18 protein-coding genes are annotated in these 18,979 nt (G+C 64.5%); 3 read left to right on the top strand and 15 right to left on the bottom strand.

What is annotated here, in order from left to right; genetic code table 11:
* The 11 genes from BRAS3843_RS09850 to BRAS3843_RS09800 form a co-directional block, all read right to left on the bottom strand.
* Positions 1-921 (bottom strand): aminotransferase (locus BRAS3843_RS09850; RefSeq protein ID WP_035981266.1); only part of this gene is annotated, 921 nt, incomplete at its 3' end.
* Between the two features lie 8 nt (positions 922-929).
* Positions 930-1,253 carry a rhodanese-like domain-containing protein gene (locus BRAS3843_RS09845; RefSeq protein ID WP_008968697.1) on the bottom strand — a complete coding sequence of 108 codons (324 nt, stop codon included), beginning with the start codon at positions 1,251-1,253 and terminating at the stop codon, positions 930-932.
* A gap of 125 nt (positions 1,254-1,378) precedes the next feature.
* Complete coding sequence (locus BRAS3843_RS09840) at positions 1,379-3,301, bottom strand: potassium transporter Kup (RefSeq protein ID WP_008968696.1); 1,923 nt, start codon at positions 3,299-3,301, stop codon at positions 1,379-1,381.
* Between the two features lie 241 nt (positions 3,302-3,542).
* Entirely contained in the window at positions 3,543-4,373 is an 831-nt protein-coding gene (locus tag BRAS3843_RS09835) for a flagellar motor protein MotB (RefSeq protein ID WP_008968694.1), read from the bottom strand.
* Between the two features lie 37 nt (positions 4,374-4,410).
* Positions 4,411-5,184 (bottom strand): MotA/TolQ/ExbB proton channel family protein, encoded by a 774-nt coding sequence (locus BRAS3843_RS09830; RefSeq protein WP_008968693.1) that lies wholly within the window; start codon positions 5,182-5,184, stop codon positions 4,411-4,413.
* Between the two features lie 155 nt (positions 5,185-5,339).
* Complete coding sequence (locus BRAS3843_RS09825; protein WP_008968692.1) at positions 5,340-5,696, bottom strand: Hpt domain-containing protein; 357 nt, start codon at positions 5,694-5,696, stop codon at positions 5,340-5,342.
* Positions 5,693-7,882, bottom strand: a complete 2,190-nt coding sequence (locus BRAS3843_RS09820; protein WP_008968691.1) for a hybrid sensor histidine kinase/response regulator — start codon at positions 7,880-7,882, stop codon at positions 5,693-5,695. Before BRAS3843_RS09820 ends, BRAS3843_RS09825 begins: the two co-directional genes overlap by 4 nt.
* Before the next feature lie 184 nt (positions 7,883-8,066).
* The gene (locus BRAS3843_RS09815; RefSeq protein WP_085966939.1) at positions 8,067-8,813 is read right to left on the bottom strand and encodes an RraA family protein; all 747 of its coding nucleotides are present in this window, start codon (positions 8,811-8,813) and stop codon (positions 8,067-8,069) included.
* A 79-nt stretch (positions 8,814-8,892) separates the two neighbouring features.
* Complete coding sequence (locus BRAS3843_RS09810) at positions 8,893-9,777, bottom strand: phosphatidylcholine/phosphatidylserine synthase (RefSeq protein ID WP_008968689.1); 885 nt, start codon at positions 9,775-9,777, stop codon at positions 8,893-8,895.
* A gap of 97 nt (positions 9,778-9,874) precedes the next feature.
* The gene (locus BRAS3843_RS09805) at positions 9,875-10,573 is read right to left on the bottom strand and encodes a phosphatidylserine decarboxylase (RefSeq protein ID WP_008968688.1); all 699 of its coding nucleotides are present in this window, start codon (positions 10,571-10,573) and stop codon (positions 9,875-9,877) included.
* An 86-nt stretch (positions 10,574-10,659) separates the two neighbouring features.
* Positions 10,660-12,624, bottom strand: coding sequence for an ABC transporter ATP-binding protein/permease (locus BRAS3843_RS09800; RefSeq protein WP_008968687.1), 1,965 nt, complete (start codon positions 12,622-12,624; stop codon positions 10,660-10,662).
* A 242-nt stretch (positions 12,625-12,866) separates the two neighbouring features.
* Between BRAS3843_RS09800 and BRAS3843_RS09795 the strand changes: the two genes are divergently transcribed.
* Positions 12,867-13,469, top strand: coding sequence for a TIGR00730 family Rossman fold protein (locus BRAS3843_RS09795; RefSeq protein ID WP_008968685.1), 603 nt, complete (start codon positions 12,867-12,869; stop codon positions 13,467-13,469).
* Positions 13,470-13,479: 10 nt separating this feature from the next.
* On the opposite strand, the gene BRAS3843_RS09790 is transcribed toward BRAS3843_RS09795, so the two are convergent.
* Both BRAS3843_RS09790 and BRAS3843_RS09785 read right to left on the bottom strand, forming a co-directional pair.
* A complete protein-coding gene (locus tag BRAS3843_RS09790; protein WP_008968684.1) occupies positions 13,480-13,857 on the bottom strand; it encodes a VOC family protein in 378 nt (125 codons plus the stop codon).
* A 154-nt stretch (positions 13,858-14,011) separates the two neighbouring features.
* Positions 14,012-14,923, bottom strand: coding sequence for an AraC family transcriptional regulator (locus BRAS3843_RS09785; protein WP_035981264.1), 912 nt, complete (start codon positions 14,921-14,923; stop codon positions 14,012-14,014).
* 149 nt (positions 14,924-15,072) lie between these two features.
* Between BRAS3843_RS09785 and BRAS3843_RS09780 the strand changes: the two genes are divergently transcribed.
* On the top strand, positions 15,073-15,846 hold the full coding sequence (locus BRAS3843_RS09780; protein ID WP_008968682.1) for an SDR family oxidoreductase: 774 nt from the start codon (positions 15,073-15,075) through the stop codon (positions 15,844-15,846).
* 9 nt (positions 15,847-15,855) lie between these two features.
* Positions 15,856-16,785: an SDR family NAD(P)-dependent oxidoreductase gene (locus BRAS3843_RS09775; protein WP_008968681.1), complete on the top strand. Its 930-nt coding sequence runs from the start codon at positions 15,856-15,858 to the stop codon at positions 16,783-16,785.
* Positions 16,786-16,824: 39 nt separating this feature from the next.
* On the opposite strand, the gene cimA is transcribed toward BRAS3843_RS09775, so the two are convergent.
* Both cimA and BRAS3843_RS09765 read right to left on the bottom strand, forming a co-directional pair.
* Positions 16,825-18,423, bottom strand: coding sequence for a citramalate synthase (gene cimA, locus BRAS3843_RS09770; protein WP_008968680.1), 1,599 nt, complete (start codon positions 18,421-18,423; stop codon positions 16,825-16,827).
* Positions 18,420-18,923 (bottom strand): GNAT family N-acetyltransferase, encoded by a 504-nt coding sequence (locus tag BRAS3843_RS09765; RefSeq protein WP_008968679.1) that lies wholly within the window; start codon positions 18,921-18,923, stop codon positions 18,420-18,422. Before BRAS3843_RS09765 ends, cimA begins: the two co-directional genes overlap by 4 nt.
* Positions 18,924-18,979: the final 56 nt, after the last annotated feature.

Genomic DNA, 18,979 nt, shown 5'->3' with positions numbered 1-18,979 from the left:
AAAGCCCAGGCGCTCCAGTCCGGCGGTCAGCCGGTCGCGGCTGCGCGCGAGCTCTGCACGCATGGAGAGGAAATAGTCGTCGGACTTGCCGAGCCCGTAGGCGACCGCGACCTGCAGATTGGGCGCTGTCGTAAAAGTCAGGAACTGATGCACCTTGGCGGCGACGCGCAGAAGCGGCGGCGCGGCGCAGACGAAGCCGATTTTCCAGCCGGTCAGCGAGAAGATCTTGCCGGCCGAGCCGACCTTGATGGTGCGGTCGCGCATGCCGGGAATGGTGATCAGCGGGATATGCTCACGGCCGTCGAACACCACGTGCTCCCAGACCTCGTCGCAGATCGCAACCGCGTCGAACTCATGGCAGAACCGCGCCAGCAATTCGAGATCCTCGCGCGGATAGACGACGGCAGCCGGATTGAGCGGATTGTTGAATAGCACCGCCTTGGTCTTCGGCGTGAAAGCCGAGCGCAGCATCTCCTCCGACAGCCGCCAATGCGGCGGCTCCAGCCGCACCAGCTTCGGAATGCCGCCGGCCTGGCGGATGATCGGCAGATAGGAATCATAGACCGGCTGAAAGCAGATCACCTCGTCGCCGGGCTCGACCACGGCCAGGATCGCCGAGGTCAGCGCTTCCGTGCCGCCTGAGGTGACCATCACCTCGCTCATCGGGTCGAGGTCGAGCTGGTGCCAGCGCGCATAATGCGCAGCGATCGCCTGCCGCAGTTCCGGCAGCCCCATCATCGAGGGATACTGGTTGTAGCCGTTCAAGACGGCGTCGGCCGCAGCGCGGCGGATATCTTCGGGCCCGGGATCGTCCGGGAAGCCCTGACCAAGATTGATCGCGTTGTTGTCGCGCGCGGCCTGCGACATCGCCTCGAAAATGGTGACGGGAAGGTCCGCGAAGACCTTGTTCATCGAGGTCATAGTCGCGCTTAACCGCCGGTCTTGGTGGGCAGGCCTGCGGCCTTCCAGCCGAGCATTCCGCCTGCCAGATGCTTGTCGTAGGGCAAGCCAGCCGACTGCGCGGCGAGCGAAGCCGTCACCGAGCGCTTGCCGGAGCGGCAGGCGAACACGACCTGTTTTCCGGCCGGATCAGGAATGGCCTTCGGATCGAAGGTCGACAGTGAGACGACAATTCCATCCGGATAGGCTTCCGCAGCAACTTCGTTCGGCTCACGCACGTCGACCAGAAGATAATGGCCTTCCGCGATCCCCTTCGCCACCTCCTGCGGCGTCAAATCATGCACCACTGCCACGCCTGTCCTCCAACCCTTCGCGGGGCGATACCAGCCCCCTGCTCTCTGCAACCTCACTCCGGACGAGGTGAAAATCAAGCGTCGTGGCGACAGGCCTGACACGCGCCTCCGCCCGAACCTGCCGCTTAGACCGTCACCTGGGTGCCGACCTCGACGACGCGCCCGCTCGGGATCTGGAAATAGTCGGTCGCATCGTTGGCGGTGCGGCTTAACGCGATGAACAGATGATCCTGCCAGCGCGGCATGCCGGAATGCGCCGCCGGTTTGAGGGCTCGGCGGGACAGGAAGAACGACGTCGACATGATGTCGAATTGCCAGCCGAGCTTGCGGGCGATCGCCAGCGCTCGCGGCACGTTCGGCGATTCCATGAAGCCGAAGCGCAAAGTCACCTTGGTGAAGGTCGGGCTGACCTGCTCGAGCCGCACGCGCTCGGACGGGTCGATGCGCGGCGTCGTCGCAGTCTCGATGGTCAGGATCACGTTCTTCTCGTGCAGCACCTTGTAGTGCTTCAGACTGTGCATCAGCGCGGTCGGCGCGCTCAGCGGATCGCTGGTCAGGAAGACCGCGGTGCCAGGGACGCGCTGCGGCGGGCGCTTTTCCAGCATGGCGACGAGGTCGGCGAGCGGGAATTCCAGCTTGCGAGATTTCTCGAACAAGAGCCGGCTGCCGCGCCGCCACGTGTACATCAGCGTCATCACGAAGCCGCCGAGCGCCAGCGGCACCCAACCGCCCTCGAACACCTTGAGCAGGTTGGCGGCCAGGAAGGTCAGGTCGAGGAACAGGAAGGGGACGATCAGCGCCGCCGCTGCAATCGGCGCCCACTTCCAGACCTTCCACACCACGACAAAACCCATCATCGCAGTCACCACCATCGTGCCGGTGACGGAGATGCCGTAAGCCGAGGCCAATGCGCTGGACGATTTGAACATCAGCACCAGCAGCACCACCGACCCCAGCAGCAACTTGTTGATGCGGGGAATGTAGATCTGGCCGGAATGCGCTTCCGAGGTGTGGCGGATCTCGAAGCGCGGCAACAGCCCGAGCTGGATCGCCTGACGCGTCAGCGAATAGGCGCCGGTGATCACCGCCTGGCTTGCGATCACGGTCGCGACCGTTGCAAGTCCAACCATCGGGATCAGCGCCCAGTCCGGAAACATCAGGAAGAATGGGTTCTCGACCGCCTTGGGATCGCCGATCACCAAGGCGCCCTGCCCCAGATAGTTCAGCGCCAGCGACGGCAGCACGATGAACAGCCAGGCGGTCTGGATCGGCTTTTTGCCGAAATGGCCGAGATCGGCATACAGGGCTTCAGCGCCGGTCACTGCCAGAAACACGGCGCCCAGCGTGACAAAGCCGATCAGGCCGTGATGGAGCATGAACGACACGGCCAGATACGGATTGATCGCCCACAGCACCTCCGGCTGGCGGAGGATCGGCGGGACAGCCGCGATCCCGATCACCAGGAACCAGATCAGCATGACAGGCCCGAAAAAGGCCGCGACCTTCGCGGTGCCGCGCGCCTGCACCGCGAACAGTAGCACCAGGATCAGAAGCGTGACGGGCACGACGTAGGGGTCGAGCGACGAGGTGACCAGCTTGATACCTTCGACCGCCGACAACACCGACAAAGCGGGCGTGATCACCGCGTCGCCGTAGAACAAGGCGCCGCTGATGATGCCGAGCAGGACGATGACGCCGGCGCCCTTGGTGACGCCGCGCTGCGCCAGCGCCATCAGGGCGAGCGTGCCGCCCTCCCCGTGGTTATCCGCACGCAGCAGAATGACCACATATTTGAGCGTCACCACCACGATGAGCGCCCACAGGATCAGCGAAATCACGCCAAGCACCGCGTGCGGTGCCGCTTCTCCGCCGCTGCTCGCGGCCATCACCGCCTCGCGCAGAGCGTAGAGAGGGCTGGTGCCGATATCGCCATAGACGACGCCGATGCTGCCGAGCGTGAGCGCGGCGTAACTGGCCGTCGAATGGGCGCTGCCATGCCCATTGGTCGCCGGCGTCTCCGCGGGCGTGGCTGCGACGTTACTGGTCATGAGAACTGGGGCCTCAAAATGCTTCACGGCACCATTTGCAATGCGCGGGGCTTATAGCCCTGCGCCTGCTGCATAGCCTAGCCCTAAATTTGGCCAGGGCCATGCAAAAACGCATAAACTTTCGATCTATGGTACCGATTTCCCTGCTGCGCGCCTTCCAACCTGCCGTCAGCGGCTCGCCAACCGACGCGCGACGGGCCTTTCCGTCGCGGTTGCTCGGCCAGTAACTAGGACAGCCTGGTCAAGGCTTCAAGTCCGGCGGCAGCGGGGGGTCCTCGCGCATCAGGGTGATGGTGACCCGGCGGTTGGCCGCCAGCGAGGGATCGTCCGGGAACAGGGGCTGGGTGTCGGCCTTGCCGGACACCGCGAAAATGTGGCTGGCTGGGAATCCTTCCCGCTCCAGGATCTGGCGAACCGCGTTGGCCCGGTCGGCAGACAGATCGAACGCGCCGTAATCGCTACGGTCAGGCACGAACCCGGCCGCGGTGTGGCCGGTGATCTGGACGCGCAGCGGCGTCGCCTTCAGCGGAGCGGCGAGCTTCTCGATCAGGCGGCGGGTGCGCTCATAGGGAACTTTGGAGCCGTCGGCGAACATCGAGCGGCCGTCCTGGTCGACGATCTCCAGGTTCAATCCCTGCTTGGTCTCCTCGAACATGATGTGCTTGGAGATTTCCGTCATCTCCGGCATGTCCTGCAGGGCCTGACGCAAGGATGCCGCGGCAAGCGCGAACTGACGGTCGACCTTGAGCTTCGCGCCGTTGGTGAAACTGCGCTCTTCCTGCTCGGGGCTCGGTTCACGCGAGGTTTCCTCGGGCGAAATATGCGCGGCGTTCTTCAGGCGCGGGCGGGTCGGCAGGCCGTCGGATTCCACGATGCCGGAGTAGCGCGATTCGGTCTGCACGCCGAAGGCGTCGCGCATGGAGCCTGCGACGATCTTCAGCTTGGCGTTGTCCATGGTGGAAAAGGCGACCAGCATCACGAAGAAGCTGACCAGAAGTCCCATCAGGTCGGCGAAGGTCACGAACCAGCCGTGACCGCCGCCATGTGCATCGCCGCGCTTTTTCTTCGCCATCCTTCAAGCCCCCCGGATTGCAGCGCCTGTGGCCGACTTAGGCCGGCACCGGCTCGCCTTCCGCATGACGATGCTTCTCCGGCAGGTAGGCCAGCAGCATTTCCCGCACCAGCGCCGGGCTCTTGGAGTCCCGGATCATCAGGATGCCGTCGATGATCAGGGTGCGGTTGGTCTCCTCGTCGAGCAGCTTGCCGTGCAGCTTGTCGGCGATCGGCAGACAGAACAGGTTCGCCACCAGCGCCCCGTAAAGGGTGGCGAGCAACGCGGTGGCCATGAAGGGACCGAGCTTGGACGGATCGGTCATGTTGGCGAACATCTGCACCATGCCGATCAGGGTGCCCACCATGCCGAAGGCCGGCGCACAGTCGCCGACCGCGCGATAGATCTTGCTGCCTTCGTCCAGATGCATCAGGAAATTGTCGCGATCGCGCTCGAGATTGTCGCGGATGAATTCGAGGTCGTAGCCGTCGGCGACGTAACGGATGCCCTTGGCCAGGAACGGCTCGTCGGTCTCCACCTTTTCCAGCCCGACCGGGCCCTGCTTGCGGGCGATCTCGGCGATGCGGGCCAGCTCGTCCACCAGCTCGCGCGCAGAGAGCCGGCTCATGGTGAAAGCGTATTTGATGCCGAGCGGAACGCCATGGACGATTGCGTTGAGGGGGAAGCGGATCATGGTGGCCGAGAACGAGCCGCCGAAGATGATGATGACGGCGTGCTCGCTGACGAACATCCCAAGATCGCCGCCAAGCAGCATCATCGTCGCGATGACGATCATGCCCGCCACGAGCCCCGCGCCCGTCATAATATCCATGAGCTTACTCCACCCGCGTACGCGCACCATGCTGGACGCGGTCGTGCGGAACCGCGTGAGCGAAACCCTACGTATGCGCCATTAAGGACGGGTTACCGATTTTGGTAGGCATAACAAACGGTAAATACGAAAGCACTGACCGCAGCATCGCCCGCTCAGGCGGCTGCGCTGCTCAGCAGCCGCGTCTCGGCAAAATGGCGCGTTTCGGCAAAGGCTTGCCGCATCCTCTGCACGAGCAGCACTATCTCCGCCTGCTCCAGGCTCGCCGCACCAAACTCGAGCGCCCGGGCGAGCTCCGACAGGGTCAGGAAGCCGAACGTCGCAGCCGAGCTCTTGATCGAATGCGCCTCGCGCGTCATCTCCGCAGGGTTCCCGATTTTGCCCTCGAGACCCGCAAACTTGCCGGACGTATCGGAGAGAAAGGTGCGCAGGACTTCAGCGGCATCTTCGTCGCCGAGCTCCGAGCAAAGCACCTGATAGACCGCCTGATCGATCTGCACGCCGTCGCTCATGCCACCAGCCTTTCTTGTTTCCGTTGTTGGGCCGCGGTCGAGCGAAGCAGCGCAGCGCTCAACCGATCACGCGTGACCGGCTTGGTCACGAAGTCGTTCATTCCCGCCTCCGTACAGGCCAGCTGATCCTGGCTGGCCGCATTCGCGGTCAAGGCGATGATGTACAGATCGCGGGCGGGCGCCGGCAGCTGGCGGATCATTCGTGTCGCGGTCAGCCCGTCCATCTCGGGCATCATCATGTCCATCAGGATCAGGTCGTAGCTCTGCTTCTGGACGGCCGCGACCGCCTGGACGCCATTCTCGACGATCTCATAATTGTGGCCGAGCTTGTCGAGCAGCTTCTTGATCACGAACTGATTGGTCAGGTTGTCCTCGGCAATGAGGATGTTGAGCGGCGCAAGCGCGGCGCTGGCGGCGACCGCGGCAGGCTCGTTCGTCGCGGCAGGAGCCGGATCGAGCGGGGCCGCTTCATCGGCCGGCCGCAGCTGCACGCGGACGGAAAACGTGAATGTGCTGCCTTGGCCGACCTTGCTCTGGACGGAAATCTCGCCGCCCATGCAGGTGACCAGACGCTTGCAGATCGCAAGTCCGAGCCCGGTGCCGCCGAACCGGCGCGAGATGGAGTTGTCGACCTGGGAGAATTGCTTGAACAATTGCCCGATCGCCTCAGTGGGAATGCCCACCCCGGTATCCTTGACCGAGATGATGAAATCAGCATGTCCGCCGCCCGCCGGCTCGGCACGCACGTCCACGCTGACGCTGCCGCTCTCCGTGAACTTGATCGCGTTGCCGACCAGGTTGAACAGCACCTGGCGAAGCCGTGCGGGATCGCCGATCACGACATCAGGCACATCGGACGCAATGCTGGTGACGAGCTGCAGGCCTTTTTCCCGCGCGCGCGACATCAACAGATCGGCCGTGGTGGTGACGGAGCGGCGCAGCTCGAATTCGATGTGCTCGATCTCGAGCCTGTCCGCATCGAGCTTCGAGAAGTCGAGCACGTCGTTGAGCAGCTGCAGAAGATAGTCCGCCGACTCGCGCAACGTCGTCGCGATCTTGCGCTGGTCTGGCGCGAGCTCGGCCGAGAGCAACAGGTCGGCGAGCCCGATCACACCGTTCATCGGGGTCCGGATCTCGTGGCTCATCATCGCCAGAAACTCGGAGCGGGCCCGCGTGCCGGCTTCCGCCGCATCGCGCGACTTCGCCAGTCCCGTCTGGTAACGGACGATGAGGATCGTGATGATGGCGATGATCATCGTCAACAGCGCGCCAGTCACGAGGTCGCGGTCGCGATCGGCGGCGAATGCGGCAAACACCTCGTCGGAGGCCTGGCCGACGATCACGCCCAGCGGATAGTCTCGGACCCTGCGATAGCTGTAGATCCGCGGGATGCCGTCGATCTGGCTGCGTCCGGCATAGGAGCCGCTCTGCTGACGCAGCAGACCGTTGAAGACGGGATTTCCGACCAGAGATGCGCCGACGGCGTTCGGCCCATACCCGCCACGGGCGCGCACGATGCCGTCCAGACCGACCAGCGTCACGATGCCCTTCTGGCCGATCTCCACCGAACGGTAGAGGCTGGTGAGATATTCCGGATCGAGCGAGACCACGACCACGCCACCGAACGCCCCATTCGGAAGGTTGATGCGGCGCGTGAGTTGGATCGACCATTTGTTCGAGACACGCCCGAAGATCGGCTTGCTGATGAACAGGACGTCGTCGGTGCCCTCGGCATGCACGCGGAAATGCTCGCGGTCATGCAGATCGAGGCCCTTCATCGTCGGATCGATGTTGCTGGCCAACATGATGCCGTCAGCGCCGATCACGACGACCTGAAACGAGAAATCGGTCAGGAACTGGCTGTTCTTGACCCAGAGCGACATGTCGAAATTCTGCGGATCCCGCGCATAGGAATCCCGGACATAGAGCAAGGTCTGGTCGGCCGCGCGAATGGAGCGGATGATCTGCTCTTCGAAGGCCCGCGTCAGGTTGGCGCCGCTGCGCAGCGCAGATCCCTGGGTGCGCGCATGATCTTCCGCGATGTTGGCGAGGATGCCGGTCCAGACCAGGCCAATCGCCGCAAGCCCGAACAAGGCACTGCCGAAGCGGCCGGCCAGCCGCATGACGCGTTCGACGGCCGCGTCCAGCCGTCCCATCAATCTCGATTTCGCAGCAGATCCGAGCATGTCATCACCCTGACGACATGCCATAGCGAGGACGCCTAGCTTTCAGGTAAAGCGCGATCGCTAAAATTCTCTCGAAATCCGACTGCCGGTTAACCATCGGCACCCGGCCTGGTGCCGGGCCACCGCCGGCGCGGGCCGCGGACCATGCCGCGGCCTCCGTCTCACAATCAGCGCTTCGTCGCGGTTAGTGGATTTCCGCCGAGCGCCTCAGCGCGTCCTTGAGCTTCTCCAGCGAGAAGTCCTTGGAGCGCGCGATCTCAAGGATCGGCTGCTCGCGGCGGCCGCACAGTTCGGCGGCCTCGGGAAGTTTTTCCGCAAGCTCGTAGGGGATCACGATCGCGCCGTGGCTATCGGCATGCATCAGATCGTCGGAGCGCACGGTCATGCCGGCGACGCGGACCTCCCCGCCGAAGCTCTCGGCGTGGACCCAGGCATGCGACGGCCCGATCGAGCCGGCCAGGGCCTGGAAGCCCGGCGCCCATTGCGGCACGTCGCGGATCGAGCCATCGGTGATGACGCCGAGGCACCCGAGCGCCTTGTGGACGTTGCTCTGCACCTCGCCCCAGAACGCGCCATAGCCGACGTCCGGCCCGTCGATGTCCTGGATCACGCTGATGCGCGGGCCGAAGCCGGTGCCGACATATTCATAGTAGTCGATGCGGCGCTTGGCCTGTTCGTCCGCCGGCAGACTTGATTTCAACACCGAGCGGATCGTCACGGTGCGGGCATAACCGACCATCGGCGGCAGCTGGGGAAACGGGCAGACCAGCGGCTTGGTGGTGAAGCCGATCAGCCGCCGCTCGGGGGCGATGACCTCCATTGCGTTGCAGATCGTCGGCGTGTCGTAGCGCGCCAGCGATTCGAGAATGGAAGGATCGAGCGGGGCGGCAGGACTGGTCACGGGCGTTTCTCCGGGCTGGCGGACGACCATTCGAGGCCGCCCTTGGAGCCGGTATAGACGACGCCAGTGCGAGGGCAAAGTGACGGGGGCGCATAAGCGCCCCCCAACATCAGTGCAGCCGCTCCGGTGGATGCTCGTCCTCGGCAGCGCGTCCGACCGGAGCCTGGAAGGTCGCGGCAGGGACTGCCGCCGGGCTCGCCGCTGCGGCAGCGCCGACCGCCGCCGAATGCCGAGCCGCGTGGTTGCGATAGGACCGCCAGCCCAAAGGCAGGCTCAGCAGATAGAGGATCGAGCCCGCCGCCAAGATCTGCCAGGGATAGACCACCAGCAGCGCCACGAAGAACACCACCGCAACAAAGACCACCAGCACGAATTCGGGCGGCACCCTCATCCGGATGGTTTTGCCCGAGAACACCGGCAGCCGCGACACCATCAGGAACGCAACCAGCAGCGTGTAGACGGCGGTCAGGGGCGCCGGCGGCTTTGGTATCCCGAGGAAAGCGAGATAGATCGGGAGCAACACCGTGATCGCGCCCGCCGGCGCCGGCACGCCGGTAAAGAAATTCGCTGCGAATGGCGGCTTGTTCGGATCGTCCAAGGTGGCGTTGAAACGCGCCAGCCGCAGGCTCATGCTGATTGCAAAAACCATGGCGGCAATCCAGCCGCTGTCGCGCAGCTCGTTGAGCTGCCAGAAATACAGCATCAGTCCGGGCGCCACGCCGAAATTGACGAAGTCGGCGAGGCTGTCGAGCTCGGCGCCGAATTTCGACTGTCCCTTGATCAGGCGCGCCACCCGGCCATCGATGCCGTCGAGCGCAGCCGCAAAGACGATCGCGGCCACCGCCAGCTCCATCCGCCCTTCTGTCGACAGCCGGATTGCCGTGAGGCCCGCGCAGATCGCGAGCAGCGTGATCATGTTGGGCACGAGCATCCGCACCGGGATCGGCCGAAACCGGCGGCGGCGCATTTCAGGCGAATTCGGATCGAAGGTCATCATGACACCGTCATATAAACCCTGGGTCTTCTCGGCGCTATCGCCGCCCTGCCCCGTTGAACTCATTCTTAATGCGTCGTTCCCATGCCTGATAAGTTCAAGCGGTCCGGAAGCTGAGCCCGGGGTTCACCTCATTGAAATCGGCCAGGATGGTCTCGCCGGCGATTGCGGTCTGGCCTTCCGACACCAAGGCGGTTGTGCCTTCGGGCAGATAGACGTCAAGCCGCGAGCCGAAGCGGATCAGGCCGAAGCGCTCGCCGGCCCCGATGGTCTGACCCTCGCGGACGAAGGAGACGATCCGGCGCGCCACCAGCCCCGCGATCTGCACCACGCCGATGCGCCCGTGCGCGGTGCTGATCAGAAGCGAGTTGCGTTCATTGTCCTCGCTCGCCTTGTCGAGCTCGGCATTGATGAAGGCGCCGGGGCGGTAGGCGATGCGGTCGATCCGGCCCGCGACCGGGCTGCGGTTCACGTGCACGTTGAACACGCTCATGAAGATCGAGATCCGCGGCAAGGGCTGGTCGCCGAGCCCAAGCTCGGCCGGGGGCAGCGCGTGCGTGATCATCGAGATGCGCCCGTCAGCCGGCGACACCACCAGGCCGTCGCGCTGCGGCGTGACCCGGATCGGATCGCGGAAGAACAGCGCGCACCAGACGGTGAGCGCGGTGGCGATCCAGCCGAGCGGCGTCCAGATCCAGAACAGGATCAGACTGACCAGCGCGAAGCCACCGATGAACGGATAGCCTTCGGGATGGATCGGCGGAATCTGGGCACGAATGGAATTGCTGATCGACATGGCCTGTTTCGCTGGCTGTTGTCCTCCGTCTGCACCTATTGATGCAGACAAAGAAGGTCAAAATGAATCATTTGGAAGACCGCTGATTATTCGGCCGCCGTTGCGACCGGGTCATCCAGCGCCGGCGGCCGGAGGTCGGGCGCAGCGCTGTCGTCATCCATTTGTGCGAGCCGTTCGCGCGCCGCTTCTGCTTCGCGCTGGCGATTCCACATGCTGGCATAGAGGCCGCCCTGGGCGAGAAGCTCGCCATGGGTGCCCCGCTCGGCGATGCGCCCCTGGTCGATCACGATGATCTCGTCGGCCGCGACGATGGTCGAAAGCCGATGCGCGATGACGAGGGAGGTCCGATTGCGCGACACCCGTTCGAGCGCCTCCTGGATCTCGTGTTCGGTATGGCTGTCGAGCGCCGAGGTGGCCTCGTCCAGCACCAGGATCGGCGGCGCCTTGAGCACCGTGCGCGCAATCGCAACCCGCTGCTTCTCGCCGCCCGAGAGTTTCAGGCCGCGCTCGCCGACCTGGGTCTGATAGCCCTTCGGCGCCATCCGGATGAAGCCGTCGATCTGCGCCAGCCGCGCCGCCTCTTCAACCTCGGCATCGGTGGCATCCCACCTGCCGTAGCGGATATTGTAGCGAATGGTGTCGTTGAACAGCACGGTGTCCTGCGGCACCATGCCGATCTTGTCCCGCAGCGAGGTCTGGGTGACCTGGCGGATATCCTGGCCGTCAATCAGGATACGTCCTCCCGAAAGATCATAGAGCCGGAACAGCAGCCGGGAGATGGTCGATTTGCCGGCACCGGACGGGCCGACGATCGCGACCGTCTTGCCGGCCGGCACCTCGAAGCTCAGGCCTTTCAGGATCGGCCGCTCCGGCTCATAAGAGAAACGCACATCTTCGAACCGGATATGGCCTGATGTCACCACCAGCGGCTTGGCGCCGGGCACGTCCTTCACCTCCGGATCGCGCGACAGCACCCCGAACATCATCTCGATGTCGATGATCGCCTGCTTGATCTCGCGATAGACCATGCCCATGAAGTTGAGCGGCTGGTACAGCTGGATGAACATGCTGTTGATCAGCACGAAATCGCCGACCGTGTTGTGTCCCGCGCGCACGCCATAGGCGCACATCAGCATCGCGGCGGTGAGGCCGAGCGTGAAAATGATGGCCTGCCCGGCATTGAGGACGGCGAGCGACGTGTAGGTCTTCACGCTCGCGCGCTCGTAGCGCTCCATCGAGCGGTCGTAGCGCTCGGCCTCGCGGGCCTCGGCGCCGAAATACTTCACCGTCTCGTAGTTCAACAGCGAGTCGATGGCCTTGGTGTTCGCCTCGGTATCGGAATCGTTCATCCGGCGCCGGATCTCGATGCGCCATTCGGTCGCGATATAGGTGTAGTACAGATAGGCGGCCACCATCGCCAGGGTCGCGAGCACGTAGCGCCAATCGAATTGCCAGAGCAGGACGGCGCTCAGCAGCGAGACCTCGACGATGGTCGGGATCAGCTGCAGGATGACCATCCGGACGATGGTCTCGATGGCGTTGCGGCCGCGCTCCAGCACCCGCGTCAGGCCGCCGGTCTTGCGCTCCAGATGGAAGCGCAGCGACAATTCGTGCATGTGGACGAAGGTGATGGTCGCGAGCTTGCGCACCGCGTGCATCGCCACGCGGGCAAAAATACCGTCACGCCATTGCGTCAGCACCGCCATCAGGATGCGCACGGCGCCATAGCTCGCGGTCATGAGCAGCGGCGAGGCGACCAGCCACAGCATCCAGTTCGCGGGCGCAATCGGCGCAGTGTGAGCGCCGGTCAACGCGTCGGTCGCCCACTTGAAGGTGAACGGGACCGACAACGTGGCAAGCTTTGCCGCAAGCAACAGCACGACCGACCAGCCCACGCGCCGCTTCAGATCGGCCCGATCGCTCGGCCAGATGTAAGGCCACAAATGCCTAAGAGTTCCGGCAAGGGTGCCTCGCTCCAGAGTCGGCTCCAAGGCAGCGCGCGCCGGCGGCGGCGCGGCACCGGTATGCGGGGGCGGGTCAGGAGGAGCCATCAGAGTCCTGGAACAGCGGGGGCCGTAGGGTGTTGTGATGCAACGTGTTTCCTGCCGTCATATAGAGCGTCTCGTCGACGCCTGCACCCTCGGCCAGAGCGAATCTCTTGCGGCGGCGCAGTATTTGCACGGCATGTGCCGACTGCGTTTGCTGATAGACTTTGCTTCAGCCTGCGCAAGCGCGAATCACCTGCCGTATCTCCTGTCTTGACGCCTTTATGCTGCGATGCCAAACCCGTAAGATGAGCGAAATCCGCACCGTTTGTGTCTACTGCGGCTCCGGCCCGGGCACCAATCCCAGCTTCATCCAATCCGCAAAAACGCTCGGTCGGATCTTCGCCGAGAACGACGTCCGGCTGGTTTACGGCGGCGGTTCGGTTGGCATGATGGGCGCGGTTGCCAGCTCCGTGCTCGAGCATGGCGGCAACGTCACCGGGATCATCCCGGACTTCCTGGTCAAGAAGGAAGTGATGATGCCGCTCAAGGATCTCATCATCACCCCCGACATGCACGAGCGCAAGCGGCTGATGTTCGAGCACTCGGATGCGTTCGTGGCAATGCCCGGCGGCGTCGGCACGCTCGAAGAGCTGGTGGAGCAGCTGACCTGGAAGCAGCTCGGCCGCCATCAGAAGCCGATTTTGCTCGCCGATATCGATGGGTTCTGGGAACCGCTGTTTGCGCTGCTCGCACATATGCGCGAGACCGAGTTCATCCGTCCGGGCTTTTCCATCGACCTCTTGAAGGCCGAGCGCGTCGAGGACATTTTGCCGCGCCTGCAGGCGGCGGCCGCGCGCGTGGCGAAGGAAGCCACCCAGATGGAGCCGGAGATCGCCAAGCGGCTCTGAGGGATTTGCCCTACTCGGACGGAAACGTGACGGCCTCGATCCGGTTGCCATCGGGATCGAGAATGAAGGCTGCGTAATAGCGCACGCGGTCGTGCGGTCGCAGCCCCGGCGCGCCGTCCGAGCTTCCGCCGGCTTCGAGCGCGGCAGCATGAAACGCGTCGACCTCCGCCGTCGTCTTGGCGCGCAGGCAGATATGCGCGCCGCTCTCGGCGGCGACGCGCGGCATGCCGGCGCGGAGATTGATCCAGAATTCCGGATAAGCCTTGCCGAAGCCGACCGTCGCAGGACGCGTGACAAGGCGCGCAAGTCCGAGCGGCGCCAGCGTCGCTTCATAGAAGCGCGCGGCGCGATCGAGGTCGCCGACGCCGACGGAGATGTGGTCGATCACGATGTCCCTCCCTGACCGTCATTGCGAGCGAAGCGAAGCACTCCCGACTCCCATAAAAAATGCTGGATTGCTTCCGCCATAGGCCCGTGGGCTATGGCGGACACGTCGTCGCTCACGCTCCTCGTCATGACGACCTACCTTATGGCGACCTACCTTATACGGACGCCTGCGCCCCCGCGCGCTCGTCCTGGATCCGAATCTGCGTTCGCGCCACATCGCGCTTCGGCGGCGCGCCGAACATGCGGGCATATTCGCGGCTGAACTGCGAGGGACTTTCATAGCCGACCTCGAAACAGGCCGTCTCGACATTGACGCCGCGGGAGACCATCAGCCGGCGTGCCTCCAGCAGGCGAAGCTGCTTTTGATATTGCAGCGGCGTCAATGAGGTCAGCGCCTTGAACTGCCGATGGAAGGCTGACGGACTGAGCTGTGCAACTGCGGCCAGCTCTTCGATCCGAACGGTATCCCTGAAGCGACTGCGCAGGCTGTGCATCGCGCTGATCACCCGCTGCGAGGGGCTATTGATCAGGGTCAGCCTGGCGATATCGCCACCGTGCGGACCGGTCAGCAGCCAGTAGCAGATCTCGCGCATGATGACGGGATACAGGGTCGGGATCGCCTGCGGCGTATCGAGCAGGCGGACCAGGCGCAGCGCGCAATCCGCCAACGGTCCCTGGAAGTCGGTCACGAACACGCCGCAGCCGGGTTCACCGGTCAGCCGAGGCGGTGCGTCCAATCCCTCCGCCACGCTCCTGATGATCGCGAGGTCCAGCTCGAAGGCCAGGACGAGGCAGGGCGTGCCAGGACTTGCCTCGACAACGCGCCCAATCGATGGCGTCTCGACGCCGACCACCAGCGCCTGCCCGGCCCGGTATTCGAGTTTCTGGTCACCGAACGTCGCCCATTTGGCGCCTTGCGCCACGATGCACATCGCCGGTCTGGAGATCATGTGCGCGGGCGGGTTCGGATGGTCCGAGCGCAGGATGGCCAGGATCGGAGTCATGTAGGGACTCTTGCCGGGCTGCTTCTCGGTGTAGCGCAGCAGCGCCTCTGCCAATTGGTCCAATACGATCGCTCCTGTCAGGCGGAACCGCAGGCACAGATAAGGAGCGGAGCAGGAATAGGCAAGAAACAGCACAGTTCGGGCATTCCGTCGGCCGCCTTTCGGCAGTCATGATCGCTTGACCACGCTTCACTCCGAAGCAGGCGAAATCGATGGAAAGCCAAGCCATGTCAGATAGTAAGATCGCAATCGTCACAGGCGGCAGCCGCGGCATCGGCCGTGACACGGTTGTTCGCCTCGCCGGTCGCGGCGTTCGCACCATCTTCACCTACAACTCCAATCGTGCAGCAGCCGACAAGGTGCTGGCGCTTGCCGCAGATGCCGGCGCCCCCGCGATCGCCCTGCAGCTCGACACCGGCAACGTCGCCGCGTTCGACGGCTTCATCGCGCATCTGAAGAACGCGCTTGCCAGCCTGGGCGCCGATCGGTTCGACTACCTCGTCAACAACGCCGGGACATCATCCAGTGCCGGCCTGATGGCGATCACCGAAGCAGAAATGGACGCGCTCTATCACGTCCATTTCAAGGGCGTGTTGTTCCTGACGCAAAAACTGCTGCCGCTCATGAATGATGGCGGCCGCATTGTGAACATCTCCTCGGGCCTGGCCCGCTTCGCAGCGCCCAACCGCGTCGGCTACGGGCCGATCAAGGCGGCCGTGGAAGCGCTGACCCGCTACATGGCGGTGGAGCTCGGGCCGCGCCGGATCAGCGCCAACGTGGTCGCGCCCGGCCCGATCGCCACCGATTTCAGCGGCGGCATCGTTCGCGACAATCCCGAGGTGAACAAGGCCATCGCCGCGCACACCGCACTCGGCCGCGCCGGTACGCCCGAAGATGTCGGGCCGGTGATCGCGGTCCTGCTCTCCGACGCGTTCGGCTGGGTCAACGGCCAGCGGATCGAAGTCGCCGGCGGCATTCATATCTAGGCAGCCGCCATGACGGACACCGATCGCAAAGCCTATATCATTACCGGTCCGACCTCCGGCATCGGCCGCGCCACCGCGCTGGAGCTGGCCAGGCACGGCACGATCGTGCTGGTCGGCCGTGACGCCACCAAGCTCGACGCCATGCAGAAAGCCTTTGCAAGGAACGGGCAGCACGCTGTGTCGGTGGTGTGCGACCTCTCGGATCCCGCGAGCGTGACGCGGGCGGCAAAGGAGATCATCGCGCTGCATCATCCGATCGCCGGCCTGCTCAACAATGCCGGCGTGATGCAGATGCGCGCCACGACCAATGCGCTCGGCTGGGACACGACCTTCGCGACCAATCATCTCGGGCCGTTCGCGCTGACCGAGGCGCTGATGCCGCATCTGCCCGACGGGGCCAATGTGGTCTTCGTCGGCTCGGCCACCGAGAATCCCGAGCACAAGCCCGCCACGACCTTCGGCTTCCGCGGCGGCCGCTACATCTCGGCGGAAGCCAGCGCGCGGGGCGAGTGGCAGCAGCCGGGCGGCTCGAAAATGCCAGGCGCGGACGCTTATGCGACATCGAAGCAAGCCATCCTCGCTGCGGCGCTGGCGTTGGCCCGTGAAACGCCACGGCTGCACGTCAACGTGGTCGAGCCAGGATTCAATCCGGGCACGGCGCTCGGACGACGCGACGCCACCGCGCTCGTGCGCCTGCTGTCGATAGTCCTCGTTCCGGTGCTGGTGCCGCTATTGCGGCCATTCATCAAGGTGCTGAGCACGCCGAAGCGCGCCGCGCGGGTGATCACCACGGTGTTGCGCGACAGATCGGGCGCGACCGGCATGTATTACGACCACAGCGGTCGTCCGATGCAGGGCTCCGCGCGGACGCGAGACCCGCAATTCCAGGATCGCGTCGTCGCCGAGACCCGTGCGCTCCTGGCCTCGGTAGCTATGTGACGCGGTGGCCTTTCTCTATCATTGTGACGGCGACGATGATCACCCCGGCGCGCCGGACTTCACCAGCTTATAGAACACGGAGTCCATCAGCGCCTGGAACGACGCGTCGATGATGTTCGGCGACACGCCGACCGTGGTCCAGCGCTCGCCGGTCTCGTCCTCGCTCTCGATCAGGACCCGCGTGACCGCCTCGGTGCCGCCATTGAGGATACGGACGCGATAGTCGATCAGCTTCAATCCGGCGATATAGCCCTGATACTTGCCGAGATCCTTGCGCAGCGCGACGTCGAGCGCGTTCACCGGACCGTTGCCCTCGGCGGCCGAGATCAGCCGCTCGCCGGCGACATCGACCTTGACCACCGCCAGCGCCACCGTGACGCGCTCGCCGAGCGCGTTGTAGCGCTGCTCGACATTGACATCGAACTGCTCGACCCGGAAATATTCCGGCACGCTGCCGAGCGTGCGGCGCGCCAAGAGATCAAACGAGGCGTTGGCGGACTCGTAGGCATAGCCGGCGGCCTCGCGCTCCTTCAGCTCCTCGACCAGCCGCGTCAGCTTGGGATCGCTCTTCGCGAACGGAATGCCGGCGCGCTCCAGCGCTGCGATCACGTTGGAGCGGCCGGCCTGATCGGAGACCAGCACCTTGCGGCGATTGCCGACGGACTCCGGCGCGACGTGCTCATAGGTCTGCGGGTCCTTCAGCACGGCGGACGCATGGATGCCGGTCTTGGTCACGAAGGCGCTCTCGCCGACATAAGCCGCATGCCGGTTCGGCGCGCGGTTGAGCATGTCGTCCAGCGTGCGCGACACCTTCATCAGGCCGGCGAGCTGCTGGTCGGACACGCCGATCTCGAACGCTTGCGCAAAGTCGGCCTTCAGCTTCAAGGTCGGGATCAGCGAGCAGAGATTGGCATTGCCGCAGCGTTCGCCGAGCCCGTTCAGCGTGCCCTGGATCTGGCGCGCGCCGGCGCGGACCGCAGCCAGCGAATTGGCCACCGCTTGCTCGGTGTCGTTATGAGCATGGATGCCGACGTGATCGCCAGGAATGTGTCTCACCACCTCGCCGACGATGGTCTCGATCTCATGCGGCATGGTGCTGCCATTGGTGTCGCACAGCACCACCCAGCGCGCGCCGGCCTCATAGGCCGTCGTGGCGCAGGCGAGCGCAAACTCCGAATTTTCCTTGTAGCCGTCGAAGAAGTGCTCGCAGTCGAGCATCACCTCGCGCCCTGCCGCCTTGGCTGCGCTCACGCTGTCGCGGATCGAGGCGAGGTTTTCCTCGTTGGTGGTCTCGAGCGCGACCCGGACCTGATAGGCGGAGGATTTGGCGACGAAACAGATCGCGTCCGCCTTGGCATCCAGCAGCGCGGCGACGCCGGGATCGTTCGACACCGAGCGGCCGGCGCGCCGGGTCATGCCGAAGGCGGTGAAGCGGGCGTGGCCGAGCTTCGGCCTCGTGGCAAAGAATTCGGTGTCGAGCGGGTTGGCGCCGGGGTAGCCGCCCTCGACATAGTCGATGCCGAGCTCATCCAGCATGCGCGCGATCACCTGCTTGTCGGCCAAGGTGAAGTCGACGCCATTGGTCTGCGCGCCGTCGCGCAAGGTCGTATCGAACAGATACAGCCGCTCTCTGCTCATCCCTGCGCTCCGGAGCCTTCGAGCTCTTTCTTCATTGTGGTGTTGGCGAGCCACTCGCCATTGATGGTCACGCTGTTGCGCTGCTGGGCCACGTAGCCGCGCTTCCTGAAAAATTCGAGCGCGCTGTCGCTGGCATCGACGGACATACTCTTCGTACCCCGGCCGCCGGCGAGCTTTTCCAAGGCGTCACAGAGCAGTGCACCGACGCCCTGCCCCGCCACGCTCGGATGGACATAGAGCATGTCAATCTTGTCGTTGCCCTTCAGCGCGGCGAAGCCGACCGGCGAGCCCTGCACCGTCGCGATCAATGTCAGCTCCGACGCCAGCTTCTTGCCGAAGGCTGCTTCGTCGTCAGCCACGGAGGCCCAGGCCTCCTGCTGCTCCTCGCTGTAGTCGTCGCCGGTCAATTCCTGGATGCTGGCGGCGAAGATGGCGGCAAGCATCGGCGTGTCAGTGGCGAGGAACGGCCGCAGCGCAGGTCTTGGTAGAGCTTGTCCCATGTCGTCACCACATGCCGTAGAGTTTCGTCACCAGCGCCACGGCGCCTGCGATCAGC

Origin of the sequence: Bradyrhizobium sp. STM 3843 (genome assembly GCF_000239815.1) — a bacterium.
In the GTDB taxonomy this organism is placed as follows: Bacteria; Pseudomonadota; Alphaproteobacteria; order Rhizobiales; family Xanthobacteraceae; genus Bradyrhizobium.
Note: the sequence above shows the minus strand (reverse complement) of the source record. Positions and strands in the feature narration are given on the sequence as shown.

What these genes read in the sequence shown, in the direction of transcription:
- BRAS3843_RS09840 (WP_008968696.1), bottom strand. Translation starts at nt 3,301, where the DNA reads ATGACCAGTAACGTCGCAGCCACGCCCGCGGAGACGCCGGCGACCAAT.
- BRAS3843_RS09835 (WP_008968694.1), bottom strand. Translation starts at nt 4,373, where the DNA reads ATGGCGAAGAAAAAGCGCGGCGATGCACATGGCGGCGGTCACGGCTGG.
- BRAS3843_RS09830 (WP_008968693.1), bottom strand. Translation starts at nt 5,184, where the DNA reads ATGGATATTATGACGGGCGCGGGGCTCGTGGCGGGCATGATCGTCATC.
- BRAS3843_RS09825 (WP_008968692.1), bottom strand. Translation starts at nt 5,696, where the DNA reads ATGAGCGACGGCGTGCAGATCGATCAGGCGGTCTATCAGGTGCTTTGC.
- BRAS3843_RS09820 (WP_008968691.1), bottom strand. Translation starts at nt 7,882, where the DNA reads ATGCTCGGATCTGCTGCGAAATCGAGATTGATGGGACGGCTGGACGCG.
- BRAS3843_RS09815 (WP_085966939.1), bottom strand. Translation starts at nt 8,813, where the DNA reads ATGGTCGTCCGCCAGCCCGGAGAAACGCCCGTGACCAGTCCTGCCGCC.
- BRAS3843_RS09810 (WP_008968689.1), bottom strand. Translation starts at nt 9,777, where the DNA reads ATGACCTTCGATCCGAATTCGCCTGAAATGCGCCGCCGCCGGTTTCGG.
- BRAS3843_RS09805 (WP_008968688.1), bottom strand. Translation starts at nt 10,573, where the DNA reads ATGTCGATCAGCAATTCCATTCGTGCCCAGATTCCGCCGATCCATCCC.
- BRAS3843_RS09800 (WP_008968687.1), bottom strand. Translation starts at nt 12,624, where the DNA reads ATGGCTCCTCCTGACCCGCCCCCGCATACCGGTGCCGCGCCGCCGCCG.
- BRAS3843_RS09795 (WP_008968685.1), top strand. Translation starts at nt 12,867, where the DNA reads ATGAGCGAAATCCGCACCGTTTGTGTCTACTGCGGCTCCGGCCCGGGC.
- BRAS3843_RS09780 (WP_008968682.1), top strand. Translation starts at nt 15,073, where the DNA reads ATGGAAAGCCAAGCCATGTCAGATAGTAAGATCGCAATCGTCACAGGC.
- BRAS3843_RS09775 (WP_008968681.1), top strand. Translation starts at nt 15,856, where the DNA reads ATGACGGACACCGATCGCAAAGCCTATATCATTACCGGTCCGACCTCC.
- cimA (WP_008968680.1), bottom strand. Translation starts at nt 18,423, where the DNA reads ATGAGCAGAGAGCGGCTGTATCTGTTCGATACGACCTTGCGCGACGGC.
- BRAS3843_RS09765 (WP_008968679.1), bottom strand. Translation starts at nt 18,923, where the DNA reads ATGGGACAAGCTCTACCAAGACCTGCGCTGCGGCCGTTCCTCGCCACT.